This window comes from uncultured Martelella sp., assembly GCF_963677965.2.
GTDB lineage: Bacteria > Pseudomonadota > Alphaproteobacteria > Rhizobiales > Rhizobiaceae > Martelella > Martelella mangrovi.
Map to the genome: position 1 here is coordinate 179,553 of NZ_CAXXFM010000001.1, position 15,507 is coordinate 195,059.

Annotated in this window: 13 protein-coding genes; all 13 read right to left on the reverse strand. The window is 61.4% G+C overall.

Annotation, left to right across the window (positions count from 1 at the left end; translation table 11 throughout):
• Nucleotide 1 precedes the first annotated feature (1 nt).
• Nucleotides 2–508, reverse strand: a complete 507-nt coding sequence (gene ybeY / locus ACHZCU_RS01035; protein WP_106311761.1) for an rRNA maturation RNase YbeY — start codon at nt 506–508, stop codon at nt 2–4.
• A gap of 2 nt (nt 509–510) precedes the next feature.
• On the reverse strand, nt 511–1,542 hold the full coding sequence (locus ACHZCU_RS01040) for a PhoH family protein (protein ID WP_106311764.1): 1,032 nt from the start codon (nt 1,540–1,542) through the stop codon (nt 511–513).
• A 248-nt stretch (nt 1,543–1,790) separates the two neighbouring features.
• Nucleotides 1,791–3,179: a tRNA (N6-isopentenyl adenosine(37)-C2)-methylthiotransferase MiaB gene (miaB, locus tag ACHZCU_RS01045; RefSeq protein WP_319517308.1), complete on the reverse strand. Its 1,389-nt coding sequence runs from the start codon at nt 3,177–3,179 to the stop codon at nt 1,791–1,793.
• Between the two features lie 74 nt (nt 3,180–3,253).
• Nucleotides 3,254–4,039, reverse strand: coding sequence for a 1-acyl-sn-glycerol-3-phosphate acyltransferase (locus ACHZCU_RS01050; RefSeq protein WP_319517309.1), 786 nt, complete (start codon nt 4,037–4,039; stop codon nt 3,254–3,256).
• A 40-nt stretch (nt 4,040–4,079) separates the two neighbouring features.
• The gene (locus tag ACHZCU_RS01055) at nt 4,080–4,508 is read right to left on the reverse strand and encodes a Fur family transcriptional regulator (RefSeq protein ID WP_106311773.1); all 429 of its coding nucleotides are present in this window, start codon (nt 4,506–4,508) and stop codon (nt 4,080–4,082) included.
• Between the two features lie 56 nt (nt 4,509–4,564).
• Complete coding sequence (locus ACHZCU_RS01060; RefSeq protein WP_319517310.1) at nt 4,565–5,056, reverse strand: GNAT family N-acetyltransferase; 492 nt, start codon at nt 5,054–5,056, stop codon at nt 4,565–4,567.
• A 14-nt stretch (nt 5,057–5,070) separates the two neighbouring features.
• Nucleotides 5,071–5,724 carry a tRNA (adenosine(37)-N6)-threonylcarbamoyltransferase complex dimerization subunit type 1 TsaB gene (tsaB, locus tag ACHZCU_RS01065; protein WP_319517311.1) on the reverse strand — a complete coding sequence of 218 codons (654 nt, stop codon included), beginning with the start codon at nt 5,722–5,724 and terminating at the stop codon, nt 5,071–5,073.
• Nucleotides 5,725–5,768: 44 nt separating this feature from the next.
• Nucleotides 5,769–6,332, reverse strand: a complete 564-nt coding sequence (locus ACHZCU_RS01070; RefSeq protein WP_106311782.1) for a NifU family protein — start codon at nt 6,330–6,332, stop codon at nt 5,769–5,771.
• 74 nt (nt 6,333–6,406) lie between these two features.
• Complete coding sequence (locus ACHZCU_RS01075) at nt 6,407–6,898, reverse strand: universal stress protein (protein ID WP_106311840.1); 492 nt, start codon at nt 6,896–6,898, stop codon at nt 6,407–6,409.
• A 147-nt stretch (nt 6,899–7,045) separates the two neighbouring features.
• Complete coding sequence (gene trpS, locus ACHZCU_RS01080) at nt 7,046–8,107, reverse strand: tryptophan--tRNA ligase (RefSeq protein ID WP_319517312.1); 1,062 nt, start codon at nt 8,105–8,107, stop codon at nt 7,046–7,048.
• A gap of 97 nt (nt 8,108–8,204) precedes the next feature.
• A complete protein-coding gene (gene murJ / locus ACHZCU_RS01085; protein WP_319517313.1) occupies nt 8,205–9,773 on the reverse strand; it encodes a murein biosynthesis integral membrane protein MurJ in 1,569 nt (522 codons plus the stop codon).
• Nucleotides 9,770–12,652, reverse strand: coding sequence for a [protein-PII] uridylyltransferase (locus ACHZCU_RS01090; RefSeq protein WP_319517314.1), 2,883 nt, complete (start codon nt 12,650–12,652; stop codon nt 9,770–9,772). Before ACHZCU_RS01090 ends, murJ begins: the two co-directional genes overlap by 4 nt.
• Nucleotides 12,653–12,705: 53 nt before the next feature.
• On the reverse strand, nt 12,706–15,459 hold the full coding sequence (gene mutS / locus ACHZCU_RS01095; protein WP_394705998.1) for a DNA mismatch repair protein MutS: 2,754 nt from the start codon (nt 15,457–15,459) through the stop codon (nt 12,706–12,708).
• Between the last annotated feature and the right edge of the window lie 48 nt (nt 15,460–15,507).

The following is a 15,507-nucleotide window of genomic DNA, read 5'->3' on the forward strand; positions in this document are numbered from 1 at the left end:
GTTAGAGAGGGTCACTGCCCTGATAAGGATCAGATAGGTCAAGTGTGGCAAGAATGCGAGTCTCCAGCCCCTCCATAACCTCCGCTTCGTCGTTTTCGATATGATCATAACCCAAAAGATGCAGGAATCCATGCACCAGAAGATGGGTCAGATGATCGTCAAAGCTCTTTTCGAGCGCCTCGGCCTCGCGCGCAACCGTTTCAAAGGCAATCACGATATCGCCGAGCATCGGCCCCGGCATCTCGCCGGGAGCGACCGGAAAGGCCGGAAAGGAGAGCACATTTGTGGCGCTGTCCCTGTCCCGCCATTCAGCATTGATGTCGCGAATGGTCGCATCATCGGCAAACACCAGCGACAGTTCCGGCGCGGGCTGAGGAAAGGGCTGCCCTTCAACCTCTGCCAGATAATCGCCTGCTGCACTTATCACACGTGCAACAAAAGCCTCAAGCGCTTCCTCGCTGGGCCAGCCATCGGCTTCCCGGCTGACCTGATAGTCGAATTCACGCATCGTCAGTCGTCATCGCCGCCGGTGGATGGCACCAGACGCCCCTCATAGGCCGCAACGATGCGGGCAACGAGCGGATGGCGGACAACATCCTTGTCGGTGAATCTGTTGGTCGAAACCCCTTCCACGCCGTCAAGCACGGAAAGTGCTTCGACAAGGCCGGACTTGACGCCGCGCGGCAGGTCGACCTGGCTCGGATCGCCGGTCACGACCATGCGCGAATTCTCGCCAAGACGGGTCAGGAACATCTTCATCTGCATCGATGTGGTGTTCTGCGCCTCGTCCAGAATAACCGCCGCATTGGTCAGCGTGCGTCCGCGCATGAAGGCAAGCGGGGCAATCTCGATCACACCCGCCGTCATCGCGCGCTCCACCCGTTCGCCGGGGATCATGTCGTAAAGCGCGTCATAAAGCGGCCTCAGATAGGGATCGACTTTCTCCTTCATATCGCCCGGCAGGAAGCCGAGCCGCTCGCCCGCTTCCACGGCGGGGCGCGACAGGATGATCTTTTCAATCGCCCCGCGCTCCAGAAGCTGGGCGGCATAGGCAACGGCCAGATAGGTCTTGCCGGTTCCCGCCGGACCGACGCCGAAGACCAGCTCATTGCGCTCCATCGCGCGGATATAGGCATCCTGCGCCGGTGTACGCGCGGCAATCGACTTCTTGCGCGTCGAAATCTGCGACATGGAAAGCCGGGCCTTGCGCTCCAGCGTCGGCAGGGTCAGCTGATCGTCGGCAGCCTGTGCCATGCGGATCGCCCCCTCGACATCGGATTTTTCCAATTGAACGCCTTTCTGCAGCTGCTCATAAAGATAATCAAGCGCCCGCCTTGCCTGATGCGTGGCAAGCGTCGAGCCGGAAAGCGCCACCGCATTTCCGCGCGGCACAGCCGTCACGGAAAGCTGTTTTTCCAGCAATTTCAGATGTTCGTCGAACTGGCCGAACAATTCGCTGGCATGGCGGTTGTTCTCGAAGGTCAGGACAAAATGGCTGGCCTCGTCGGCAGGCCCTGACTGGATTTCATGCTTTGCAACCATTTCAGTAGCGTTCAAGCGGTCCGGCTCCTTGTCAAAAGCAAATAACGCCGCCTGCCAGCACGAGCCTGACATGCGCAGCGTCCTTGTTGCGATACATAGGAAATCGTTCGGTCAACGACAGAGGTAAAGCGGCAGAAATGTGAGTCTTTATTCGCCAATCTCTCTTCATGGAGAAAGGCTAAACGCGAATCTGCACTTTGTGAAGCACATTTCAGACACGGCCCAAGATTTCACCGCCCTGTCACAGATCAACCGAGGCGGACCGCCGCCAGACTGTTGGCGCTGGCATCCGTCACTTTGACACGCACCATATCGCCGACGGCAGCATCACCGGCATCGATCACCACCGATTGCAGCCACGGCGAACGGCCGACCAGCTGTCCGGGATTGCGGCCGGGTTTTTCGAGCAGAATATCCATTTCCATGCCGATCCGCGACTGCGCGAATTCAAGCTGCTGGCGGGACAGCAGCGCCTGCAGCCTCTGCAGCCGTTCGGATTTTTCGGCTTCCGGCACCTGACCGCCAAGCTTGGCGCCGGGCGTGCCCGGACGGGGCGAATATTTGAACGAAAACGCCTGCGCGTAACGCACCTTTTCAACGAGATCGAGCGTCGCCTGAAAATCCTCTTCCGTCTCGCCGGGAAAACCGACAATGAAATCGCCCGACAGGGCGATATCCGGACGGGCCGCGCGAATGCGCTCGATCAGCGCAAGATATTCCTCGGCCGTATGACGACGGTTCATCATTTTCAGGATACGGTCGGAACCGGCCTGAACCGGCAGATGCAGATAGGGCATCAGCTCCGGCAGCTCCCGGTGGGCGGCCATCAGCGTCTCGTCCATGTCGCGCGGATGGCTGGTGGTGTAGCGCAACCGGTCGATACCATCGACGGCGGCAAGGTCGAACAGAAGCGCGCCAAGCCCCCATTCCGCGCCATCCGGCCCCTCGCCATGCCAGGCGTTGACGTTCTGGCCGAGCAGCGTGATTTCGCGCACGCCGTTTTCGGCAAGCCGCCTTGCCTCATCGACGATCTGCTTGCGCGAGCGGGAAATTTCCGCGCCGCGCGTATAGGGCACCACGCAGAAGGTGCAGAACTTGTCGCAACCTTCCTGCACCGTCAGAAATGCCGAAACATTCTTCGGGCGGGAACCGCGTTCCTTCTTCGGCAGGTAGTCGAACTTGTCCTCGACCGCGTATTCGGTATCGACCACGCGCTCGCCGGACTTGGCGCGGCGCAACGCATCGGGAAGCCGGTGATAGGTCTGGGGGCCGATAACCACATTGACATCCGGCGCACGGCGCAGGATTTCCTCGCCCTCTGCCTGGGCGACACAGCCGGCAACGCCGATCAGGGTTTCCCGCCCTTCCCGCTCACGCGAAATCTTCAGTTCGCGATAGCGCCCGAGCGCGGAATAGACCTTTTCAGCCGCCTTTTCACGGATGTGACAGGTGTTGAGCAGGATCAGATCGGCATCCTCGATCACCTCGGTCGGCTGATAGCCGTCGGCGGCCAGCGCCTCGCCCATGCGCTCGCTGTCATAGACATTCATCTGACAGCCATAGGTCTTGATGAACACCTTGCGCTGATTGGTTGCAGGCGCGTCCTGCCGGGTCAATGTCGTCGTTTCCTGTGTCATGGCGGGCCTTTTAACGTGGTTTCGCCTTGGAGAAAATGAAAAAATGCGTGAGCAGGCAAGGCCTCGATATGCCTTCAGCGCCCGCTCAGCCGTTCGGCAAGAAGCGTGCGCATGCGCTCTTCAACCTTAGCCGCGGCCTGCTTGCGCTTTGTTCCCGCCTCGAAGGTCACGCTCTCGCCGAAACAGACATCGACATCGAGCGCCCGCGCCCTGATGACCCCGGCAAGCGACGGCAGCATTTCGACATCGCCCGGCCAGGATACGACAGAACGCTTGAAACGACCCATCGGCATGCCCTGAATACCGGTATAGGCCACGGCGACCGGCTGGACGTGGACCGTGCCGCCGGGCGAGAACGGTACCGCGCTCGAAGCCGCGCCGAACAGCGAATATTTCAGCGGCAGCAGACGATTACCGTCGGATGTCGTGCCTTCGGGAAACAGGATGATGATTTCGCCGGCAGCCAGCCTTTCGGCAATCGAGTTGATCTGACGGCCGGTTCCGCGCTTGTCGGCCCGTTCGATGAACACCGAATTCTGCAGCCGTGCAAAAAGGCCGAAGATCGGCCATGAGCGCACTTCCGACTTGGCGATGAAGGCGACATCGGCAACCCGCCCGAGCACGATGATATCGAGCCAGCTGGTGTGGTTTGCCGACAGCATCAGCGGCCGCTGCGTCTCGATCTCGCCATGGACGTGAATGCGGATACCCAGCACGAAACAGGCAACCATATGCCAGTAACGCGGCATTTTGCGCGCAAGCCTCCACCCGCGCCAGAGCGCCAGGATCTGCAGGGGCGAGAGAATCACCGTGGCAAGGAACAGCGCAAGCGCGACATAGGCATAACGCAGCCAGATCATCGCCCGAACAACCTCCGGCTCGCCGGATGAGTGCCGGCAATCACTCGCTGCGGCCCTTGATCGGAACGCCGTAGAGTTCCAGCCGATGATCCACGAGCTTGAGGCCGTATTCACGCGCGATGCGCTCCTGCAAGGCCTCGATTTCCGGGGACTGGAACTCGATCACCACACCGCTTTTCAGGTCGATCAGGTGGTCATGATGTTCTTCCGGCACGGTCTCATAGCGCGAACGGCCATCGCGAAAATCATGGCGCGCGATGATCCCGGCATCCTCGAAAAGCTTCAGCGTGCGGTAGACGGTCGAAATCGAAATCCGCGAATCAATGCCGGCGGCGCGGTTATAGAGTTCCTCGACATCGGGATGGTCCTGCGCCTGCTGCAGAACGCGCGCGACAATACGGCGCTGTTCGGTCATGCGCATGCCGCGTTCGGCACAGATTTCCTCAAGTGTTCTCGGCAGATCCGTCATTTACCCTACCGGCCGGGCGCACCGGCAACCTCCAGAATACCGTCTTCGACTTCGGGTTATCCGAGATCGCGCCGCAAGACAAGCGCGGTCGAACGGGTTCCGTCATCATGTGCATAATAGGCCTTGCGGCGGCCCACTTCAAAGAAACCGAGCTTGCGATAAAGACCGAGTGCGGCGTCATTCTGGCTATCGACCTCCAGCAGCATATAGGCCGCACCGCGCGTGCGGGCCTCCTGCATGGTCGCCACCATCAGCCGCCAGCCCACGCCATTGCGGACATAATCCGGACCGACGCAAAGGGTGAGAATTTCCGATTCCTCGCCAACACTGCGCGCCAGAACGAAGCCGGACGCCGGCGGGTTTATCACCCTGTTCATATGCCGGGCAATGTGGCCGAAAACCGGTTTCTGCCCCAGAAGCCTGCGCAGCTCGCCGGCGCTCCAGGCATGGCTAAACCGCCTGCGGTGAATATCGGCGGCCAGACCCAGATGCTCGTCAGCCAACGGGAACAGGTCGATTTCCGGCGGTCGTTTCAAAAACGGAAGCATGGCAAATCCGGTCGTCAGCGACGGGCAACGGCAAAGCCGCTCTGAGGCTTGGCATCGGGCGCGCGCAGATAAAGCGGGCTTACCGGCGCGCCAGGCAAGGCTTCAACACCAAGCCGTGCGATCGATTCAATGTCAGCCTGCACCACATCGGCACCGGTCTCAAGCCCTGCGGCCGCAGCGCCGCTGCCGAAAGCGACGGCCTGATAATCGCGCATCAGGCCGTCAAGTGCCTCATAGGCATAAGCGGCTGGCGCGGTCAGCGCTTTGCCGTCAGCGGCAAAAACCTGGGCATAGGCCTCGCCGCGGCGGGCATCGATCGTGGCCAGCACAGCATGGCCGCCGGCAAAGGCCTGCGCCTGAAAGGCAATCGCGGCCAGGGCGGACACGCCGACGCATTCGGCCTTTGTGGCCAGCGCGAATGCGCGCGCGGCAGAAACCCCGACCCGGATGCCCGTAAACGAGCCCGGGCCGATATTGACCGCCACCCGGTCAAACCCCGCAGGCGCGCGTCCGGCGTCCTGCAGCGTCGTGTCGATCACCGCCATCAGCCGTTCGGCATGGCCCTTGCCGATCGTCTCGACGTTGCGCGACAGCACCGTGCCGCTTTCGGAATCGAAAAGGCATGCAGCGCAATCCGCCTGAGCCGTATCGAGCGCCAGTATCAGCATTCCGGACCTTTCAGAACCGCCTTGGAACCGCCGTAAAGCCTTTGTCAGACGGCTTCGACATGCTCCACTTCGGGCACGAAGTGATGCAGCAGGTTCTGGACGCCATGCTTCAGCGTCGCCGTCGATGACGGGCAACCCGAGCAGGCGCCGCGCATGTTGAGAAACACCGTTCCCTCGCGGTAGCCGCGGAAGGTGATATCGCCACCGTCCTGGGCGACGGCCGGACGCACACGGGTCTCCAGCAGTTCCTTGATCGTGGCAACGAGGGTCTCGTCGCCATCATCGAAGAATTCCTCGCCGTCATCGTCTTCCACCTGTGGCGCATTACCGGCCATGACCGGCGCACCGGACATGAAATGCTCCATGATGGCGCCGAGAATGGCGGGTTTGAGATGCTGCCATTCGGCATCGCCCTTGGTGACGGCGACGAAATCATAGCCGAACATCACACCTTCCACGCCGGGCACGGCAAAAAGCCGGGTCGCGAGCGGCGAGACGATCGCATCATCGGCAGAGCGGAAATCCGCATTGCCGCTTTCCATCACCACCTTGCCGGGCAGGAATTTCAGGGTCGCCGGGTTCGGCGTCGTTTCGGTCTGGATGAACATTCTCATCTCCAAATCTTGTCGTATCGGGCGCTTTGCCCTTTATATCGGCGCTTTGACGCTCAACCGCAAGGGCGTCAGCACAACGCGTCGATATCGGCATCGTCCAGCCCGTCGGGTAGAACGGTCACGGGAATGGTAAAGGCCTTGCCACGGCCTGCAAGCAGCGAGACCAGCGGCCCCGGCCCGTCCTTGGCCGCACCGGCGGCCAGAACCAGGATGGCAATATCGCGGTCGTCCTCGACCACGGCGTTGATTTCGTCGGAACGATCACCCTCACGGATGACGATTTCCGGCTCTACGCCGATGGACTCACGCGCCGCCTCGGCCGCCTTGTTGACAATCGCCTCGGCCTCTTCGCGGGCTTCGGCGCGCATGAACTCCTGCACGCCGATCCACTGCTGGACATCATGTTCGGGGATCACATAGCAGAGCACCAGCCCGCCATTGGAATTCTTGGCGCGCCGCCCGGCATAACGCACCGCGCGGCTGCATTCCGGCGTATCGTCGACAATGGCCATGAATTTTCGGCGATGTCCGGCTTCGCCGGAAAGTCGTTTGGAAACCATGTTTTCGAAACTCCAATTATCCGGCACGGTACCGCTCAAAAAGCCCGGCGCCCAAACGCCGGACCGGGCACGATACACCGTTGCGGCGAACGCCCCTGCAAGCAGTCCGAACACGGCATCATAACACAGATGACGCAAAAACAAGCGTCAGAGAAGACCGACGATCTCGTGAACATCCTTCATCGTCTTTTCGGCGATGGCCCCTGCCCGTTCCGATCCGTCCTTCAGGACGGCATCGATATGGGCCGGATCAGCGATCAGACGGCGCATCTCGGCATTGACCGGCGAGAGCACGGAAACGGCCAGTTCGGCCAGCGCCGGCTTGAACTGCGAGAACTGCTGACCGCCGTATTCGGCAAGGACATCGGCCTTTGTCCGGTCGGAAAGGGCAGCAAAGATACCGACGAGATTGTCGGCCTCGGGACGGCCCTTCAGACCATCGACTTCGCTCGGCAGCGCGTCCGGGTCGGTCTTGGCCTTGCGGATCTTGCGGGCGACGGTTTCGGCGTCATCAGTGAGGTTGATGCGTGACAGATCCGATGGATCGGATTTCGACATCTTCTTCGAGCCATCCTTGAGGCTCATGACACGCGGCGCCGGTCCCTCGATCAGCGGCTCGACCATCGGGAAATAGGCATGCACCGGCTGATCGCCCACGGTGATGTCAACACCCTTGCCGATCTCCTTGATCTTCTTTGCAAAATCGAGATTGAACTTCATCGCGATATCGCGGGTCAGTTCAAGATGCTGCTTCTGGTCATCGCCAACCGGCACATGGGTGGCACGATAGACCAGAATGTCGGCCGCCATCAGGCTCGGATAGGCCAGCAGGCCGAGCGAAGCGTTTTCGCGGTCCTTGCCGGCCTTGTCCTTGAACTGGGTCATCCGGTTCATCCAGCCGATCCGGGCCACACAATTGAAAATCCAGGCCAGTTCGGCATGCTGCGGCACGGCGGACTGGTTGAAGACGATATGCTTTTCCGGATCGATACCGGCGGCAAGATAAGCCGCCGTGATCGCGCGCGTCTGGCCTTTCAGGTCGTCATGGACGAGCTGCGCGGTGATCGAATGCATGTCGACAACGCAGTAGATGCAGTCCATCTGGTCCTGCAGCGCAACGAACTTGCGCAATGCGCCGAGATAATTGCCGAGATGGAGATTACCGGTCGGCTGTACGCCGGAGAAGATTTGCGGCTTGAATTCACTCATGTCATGGTCTCTTTCGGACGGGTGGAAGGCCCGGTCTGTTAAATATCGACAGCGCTTATGCACCGCCGGCAGCGGCAGGTCAAACGGCGAAGCCGGCCTAGCCCTTGCCGCGCCGCTTCACCAGGCGACCGAGCAGGGCCCGGTTGACACCGCCGGTTGCCAGAACGAGGCCGAAATAGACAACCGCCGCAAGCCCCAGCAGGATCAGGAGGCCGCCGAGCTGCTGCAGGAAGGCTGCTTCCGGCGCAAACCAGCCGGACATCTGCCCCGCCGCCAGCCGCAAAGCCACCGCCATGACGACAGCGCTTGCGATGATCAGCGGTCCACGGCGCATCAGCAGCTTGTCGAAGCGCAATTGCCCGGTGATGATCAGGGTTGCCGCCAGCAGCACCACATTGGTCCAGCCCGAGACCACTTCGGCCAGTGCGATGCCCCGTTCGGCAAGGACCGGAAACAGCGATATCGCCAGCGCCGAGTTGATCACCACGGCCACCAGCGTGAAGCGCATCGGCAGCTTGGTATTCTCGCGCGCATAGAACGCCGGTTGCAGCGCCTTGGTCAGCGCAAAGGCCGGAAGGCCGAAGGCGTAGACCGTCATGATCGCGGCCACCAGCGCCGTCGTCTCCGGCCCGAAGGCGCCGCGTTCATAAAGCACGCGGGTAATTTCCGGCGAGATCACCATCAGCCCGAAGGCCGCCGGCACCGTCAGAAACAGCACGAATTCGATGGTGCGGTTCTGGATATGCGAGGCTTCGGGCGCATTGCCAGCCTTCAGCGCCCGCGAGAGTTCCGGCAACAGCACCACGCCGCCGGCAACGCCAACGACGCCGAGCGGCAACTGGTAAAGCCGGTCGGCATATTGCAGCGCGGAGATCGCGCCATCCTTGCCGGAAGCCACCGCCTGACCGATGATCTGGTTGATCTGGATGACACCGCCGGTGACGGCAGCCGGCACAGCCAGCGCCACCAGACGCCGGATCTTCGGGGTGATCTTCGGCAGGCGGAAGGTCAGCCGCATGCCGGCGCGGCGGACATCGAAATAGACAACGCCGAGCTGGATGATACCTGCGGCAAGAACGCCCCATGACAGATTGCGCGCCATATGCTCGGGATCGGCATTCACCGAAATGCCATAGGCCAGCACGCCGATCAGCACGAAATTGAGAAACACCGGTGCGATGGCGGCGGCAAAATAGCGGTGCAGCGAATTCAGCATCCCGCTCATCATCGCCATCAGCGACATGCAGATCAGATAGGGAAACATGACCGAGGCGAGCCGCACGGTCATCTCGAATTTTTCCACGTCATCGGCAAAGCCCGGCGCAATGATGAAGCGCACGAGAAGCGGCATCGCCAGTTCCATCACCACGGTGATGACGAACAGAAAGGAAAACAGAACGCCGAACACCTGTTCGGAAAAGCGCTTGGCGCCGTCAACGCCGTTTTCCTCGATCTCCCTGGAAAACAGCGGCACGAAGGCGGCATTGAAAGCCCCTTCGGCAAACAGCCGGCGAAACAGGTTTGGAAAGCGGAAGGCGGCGTAAAAAACGTCGGCCATGGCGCCATTGCCAAGGGCTGCCGCCATCATCGTCTCGCGGGCAAAGCCCAGTAGCCTGCTTGCGAATGTCGCGCCGCCGACGGTGGCGAACTTGCCGACGAGGCTCATGCCTTGTTTCCGCCCCTGTCGCTCTCGGAGCCGGCCTCGGCCGGCAGCAGCATGCCCTGCGGCATGCCCTTGCGATAAGCATCACCCTTGTCGTCCAGCACCGCCTTCATCCTTTCAACGATTGCCGCCCGACGGTTTTCATTGGTAATCTTGGCGCCGACAAGGTCGGTAATATAAAAACTGTCGATCACCTTTTCGCCGAACGTGGTAATCCGCGCCGTCTGGATATCCAGCGACAATTCGGAAAGCGTCTGGGTGACGTCGGCCAGAAGCCCGGTCCGGTCCAGGCACTCGATCTCGATCACCGTGAAGATGTTCGAAAGCTTGTTGGAGACCGAAACGTGGGTGGGCACCGAAAACGGCCGCACCGTCCGGCGTTCGCGGCTGCGCGCGGCAATCAGGTCGTTGAGATGTTTGCGCCCCGTGAGCACATCCTCGATCAGCTTGCCGATGGTGTTGGCGCGGCGTAATTCGTCGGCGTCATCGTCGAAGGCGCGGTTGAGCAGGATGGTGTCGAGCGCGCGGCCATCCGTGGTGGTGAAGATCTGCGCATCGGCAATATTGGCGCCGGTCGCCGCACAGGCGCCGGCGATAATCGACAGCAGGCGCGGATGGTCGGGCGCCAGAAGCGTGATCTCGGTGATATCGTGGAACGTGTTGGTGCGCACCATGGTCGCAAACAGCTTGCGGTCCTTGTCCGCCTCGCGGATGAAGCGGGCGTGACGCACCTGATCTTCAAGCGGCACCGAAAGCATGTAGTTCTGGTAGTGCAGATTGGCGTATTTGTGCCGCTCATTGTCGCCCATGCCGACCAGCGCATCATCCAGCTGTTCGATTGCGTGCTGGGTGCGGGCCTTGCGCGAGACGGCCGAAAACCCGCCGGAAAGCAGGATTTCGGTTTCGTAATACAGCGTGCGCAGAAGCTGGCCCTTCCAGCCGTTCCAGACATCGGGCCCGACAGCGCGGATATCGCAGACCGTCAGGATCAGCAGCATGTTGAGCCGGTCGAGCGACTGCACCTTGTCGGCAAAATCGACCACCGTCTTGCGGTCGTTGAGGTCACGGGTCTGCGAGGTCATCGACATCAGCAGATGATATTCGATCAGCCAGGAGACAAGCTCGGTCTGCTTGACGGTCAGGCCGAGCCTCGGGCAGATCTTGCGCGCAAGCCGGGCACCTGCAATCGAGTGGTCCTCCTTGCGGCCCTTGGCGATATCGTGCAGCAGCACGGCGACATAAAGCACCGTACGCTCTTCGACCGAAGAAATCAGTCGCGCCGCCAGCGGGTGCATCTCGCTTTCGCCGCCGGCATTGTCGAGTTCGGAAAGCACGTCCACGGCACGGATCAGGTGCTCGTCCACGGTGAAGTGGTGATACATGTTGAACTGCATCATCGAGACGATGCGGCCGAATTCGGGCAGGAAGCGGCCGAGCACGCCGGCCTCGTTCATGCGGCGCAGATAAAGCGCCGGGTTGTTGCGTGCCGTCAGGATCGACAGGAACAGCCGGTTGGCCTCGTCGTTTTCGCGCAGCTCCGCATTGATCAGCGACAGCGAGCGCGTCACCACCTTCAGCGCGTCGGGATGGAACTCGAGATCATTGATGACGGCGACATAGAAGAAGCGGATGATCGCCACCGGGTCCTTCTTGAACACATCAGGCTCGGCAAGGGCAATGCGGCCGCTGTCGGAGACGAATTCGAGGGAGCCCGGGATCTTGCGCTGGCGCTTTGTGAATTTCGACAACACGGCCTGGCCGAGCGTGGGGGCGGCCTTGGCCTGCTGCTCCTCCAGATCGGAGCAGAAAATCCGCGTCAGATCGCCGACATCCTTGGCCACCAGAAAATAGTGCTTCATGAACCGCTCAACAGCCGAAAGGCCGGGACGGTCCTGATAGCCAAGGGCCTCGGCGATCTCGCGCTGAATGTCGAAGGACAGCCGCTCCTCCGCCTTGCCGGTGATGAAATGCAGGTGGCAGCGCACCGCCCAGAGAAAGTCTTCCGCGCGCAGAAACAGCTTCAGTTCCTGACGCGACAGCACCCCCAGATCGACAAGCTGGGCGGTATCACGCACGCGGTAGAAATATTTGGCGATCCAGAACAGCGTATTGAGGTCGCGAAGACCGCCCTTGCCTTCCTTGACATTGGGCACGACAAGATAGCGCGTATCGAAGGATTTCTGATGCCGCTGGTCGCGCTCGGCCAGTTTGGCGGCAATGAATTCCGGCGCGCTGCTGGCCACGATCTCGTCATCGAAGCGATGCGCAAGCGTATCGGAAAGCTCTTTCCGGCCGGCAATGTAGCGCATTTCCAGAATCGATGTGCGGATCGTCATGTCGGACTTGGAGAGCTTGATGCATTCGGCCACGCTGCGGGTGGCATGGCCAACCTTCAGCCCCATATCCCACAGCATATAGAGCACATATTCGATCGATTTCAGCGTCTCCTCGCGGTCGGCGCCGTTGATCAGGAACAGAAGATCGATATCCGAGCCGGGCGCCAGCGTGCCGCGCCCGTAACCGCCGACAGCGGTGATGGTGAATTCATTTCTGGTTTCGGGATAGATCGACTGGGTGACCAGCGTATCCAGTGCAATCAGGATCTGGTCCTGCAACCAGGAAATCCGGCGGGCGCATTCCAGGCCGCCACCGTTTTCCTTCAGAATTTCATAAGCGCGCTCGCGCCCCTGGGCGTTCACCTGTTTCAGGTGCGCCAGCACGTCCCGGCGCAGCGCATCGGGACTGCCGGCATGCTTCTTGGCGATCGCGCGCAATGCCGTCTTGAGCTTGGAGGGCTCAAGCACATCGGTCATCGCGTAAGGATCGGTTTGCGCCTTGCGGGCATTGCTCTTGACTGTCTGCGCGCTTGCGGATTTCTGCATCGACCTGCCTTTTCCCTGCGGTTCTTTCGCCGCCGGTGGTGTCTTAAAGCAAATCAGTCCTCAATGGAAATATCATCCTGCATTTTCCGCTTCAGGGCATAAAGCGCGTCCAGCGCCTCGCGCGGGGTCATGTCGTCAGGCTTCAGATCATTCAGCATGGTCTCAACCTGAGAGGCATGCGGCTCGGGCTCCGGCGCACGCATCGACGCCTGAAACAGCGGCAGATCATCGATCAGGCTTGATGCCGGGTTCTTGCGGTCGGCATCTTCCAGCCGGGCCAGAACGTTTTTTGCCCGTTTGACAACGGCAGACGGAAGGCCGGCAAGGCGGGCGACCTGAATGCCGTAGGACCGGTCGGCGGCCCCCGGCCCCACCTCATGCAGGAACACGACCTCGCCCTTCCATTCCTTGACCCGCATGGTGGCGTTGACGAGACGCGGCAGCTTCTCCGAAAGCGCGGTCAGCTCGTGAAAATGGGTGGCGAACAGCCCACGGCAGCAATTGACATCGTGCAGGTGCTCAACCGCCGCCCAGGCAATCGACAGGCCGTCGAAGGTTGCCGTGCCCCGGCCGATTTCATCGAGGATCACCAGCGAGCGCGGCCCCGCCTGATTGAGGATCGCGGCGGTTTCCACCATCTCGACCATGAAGGTCGAGCGGCCGCGCGCCAGGTCGTCCGAAGCGCCGACGCGCGAAAACAGCCGGTCGACAATGCCGATATGAGCCTTGGTCGCCGGCACATAGGCGCCAGTCTGGGCGAGGATCGCGATCAGCGCGTTCTGACGCAGGAAGGTCGATTTACCGCCCATATTCGGCCCGGTCAGAAGCCAGAGCCGGCCCTTGTCGCCGCTTTCGGGCGACAGCGTGCAGTCATTGGCCACAAACGGCCCCGCTGACTGCCGCGCCAGCGCCTGCTCGACCACCGGATGGCGTCCGCCCTCGATCTCGAAGGCCGTGGTGCCATCAACGGCCGGCCGGCAATAGGCCTCGGCCTCGGCAAGCAGGGCAAATCCGGCGGAAACATCGAGCACGGACAGCGCCAGCGCACCGTCCTTCAGCTGTTCCGCGCTGGCGACGACGGCCTGCCTCAGCGTCTCGAAGGTCGCAAGTTCGATTGTGAGCGCCTCGCCGGCGGCATTGGCGATCCGGCTTTCCAGATCGGCAAGTTCGGCCGTGGTAAACCGCATCGCATTCGCCATGGTCTGGCGGTGGATAAATTTCGCCTTGGCCTCGTCGCCCTCCGTCAGAGCCTTCGAATTTCCGCTGGTCACCTCGATGAAATAGCCAAGCATGTTGTTATGCTTGATCTTCAGCGCCTTGACGCCGGTCTCCTCGGCATATTGCGCCTGAAGGCCGGCGATCACCCGCCGTGAGGCGTCGCGCAGGCCGCGCGCATCATCAAGACGTTCGTCGGCCCCTTCGCGCACGAAACCGCCATCGCGCTTCAACAGCGGCAGTTCGTCGGCAAGCGTGGCAGCAAGCTGCGCTTCCAGGTCTTCCGGCAGTGCGGCAAGGGCCTCAAGTGACGCGGCCAGTTCCTCCGGCAGCGATGCAGGCTTCAGGATATCCGCGATCGCACGCGCCACCTCAAGCCCCTTCAGGATCGAGCCGAGGTCACGCGGACCGCCCCGGTCGAGCGCCAGACGCGACAGCGCGCGCGGCATATCCGGCAATTGCTTCAGATGATCGCGAAGAGCGGCGGAAAGGCTGACCTCGCCGAGGAAAAACGCCACCGAATCAAGACGCCGGTGCACCTGTTCGGGGTCGGTCAGCGGCGACATCAGCCGCTCGCACAACAGCCGTGCGCCGCCGCTGGTCACCGTCCTGTCGACGGCCTTCAGCAGCGAACCGTCGCGACCGCCATTCATGGTGCGAATCAGTTCCAGATTGGTGCGGGTCGCCGGATCGATGAACATCGAGCCCGATCCGCCGTCCTGTTCGGGAATGCCAAGTGCGGGGCGTTCGTTGATCTGGGTTTTCTCGACATAGGCAACGGCGGCGGCAGCAGCCGAAAGCTCGGGCCGCGAGAAACGCCCGAAGCCATCCAGCGTTGCCACTTCGAAGAACCGCGACAGGCGGTCTTTCGCCGTGGCGCTGTCAAACAGAACCGACGGCTGCGGGGCGACTGCACGGCCGAGAAGATCAAACACCGGCCGCAGTTTTTCATCGGCAAAAAGCGCATCGGAGACGATCAGTTCGCGCGGCTCGACCCGCATGATATCGGCGGCAAGCCGGTTTTCCGATGTCGCGCACAGCCGGAAGACACCGGTGGAAATATCGATCCAGGCCAGCCCGTAGGCCGTCTCGCCCTCACCCTTGACCCGCGACAGCGCCATCAGGAAATTGCTTTCGCCGGGCGCCAACAGTTTTTCTTCCGTCAGCGTTCCCGCCGTCACAAGACGGGTGACATCGCGCCTGACCACGGATTTCCCGCCGCGTTTCTTGGCCTCCGCCGGGTCTTCCGTCTGCTCGCAGACGGCAACGCGAAAACCGAGCGCGATCAGCTTTTGTAGGTAATCGTCGGCGGCATGAACAGGCACGCCGCACATCGGAATGTCGCGGCCCAGATGCTGGCCGCGCTTGGTGAGCGTGATCGAAAGCGCGCGGGCTGCCTCCACGGCATCGTCAAAGAACAGCTCGTAGAAATCGCCCATACGATAAAACAGCAGGAGATCGGGGTTTGCAGCCTTGATCTCGATATACTGCTCCATCATCGGCGTTGCCGATGCCCGGCTTTCCTCGGAAATAAGCTCTTCGGTCTTGATGCGGTTATCGTCTGCCACGGTCACTTGCTTGCATATGTTCATGGGGGTTCGCTGCGCCGGAAGCGCCGTAGCGGCCATGCTTCCAACACC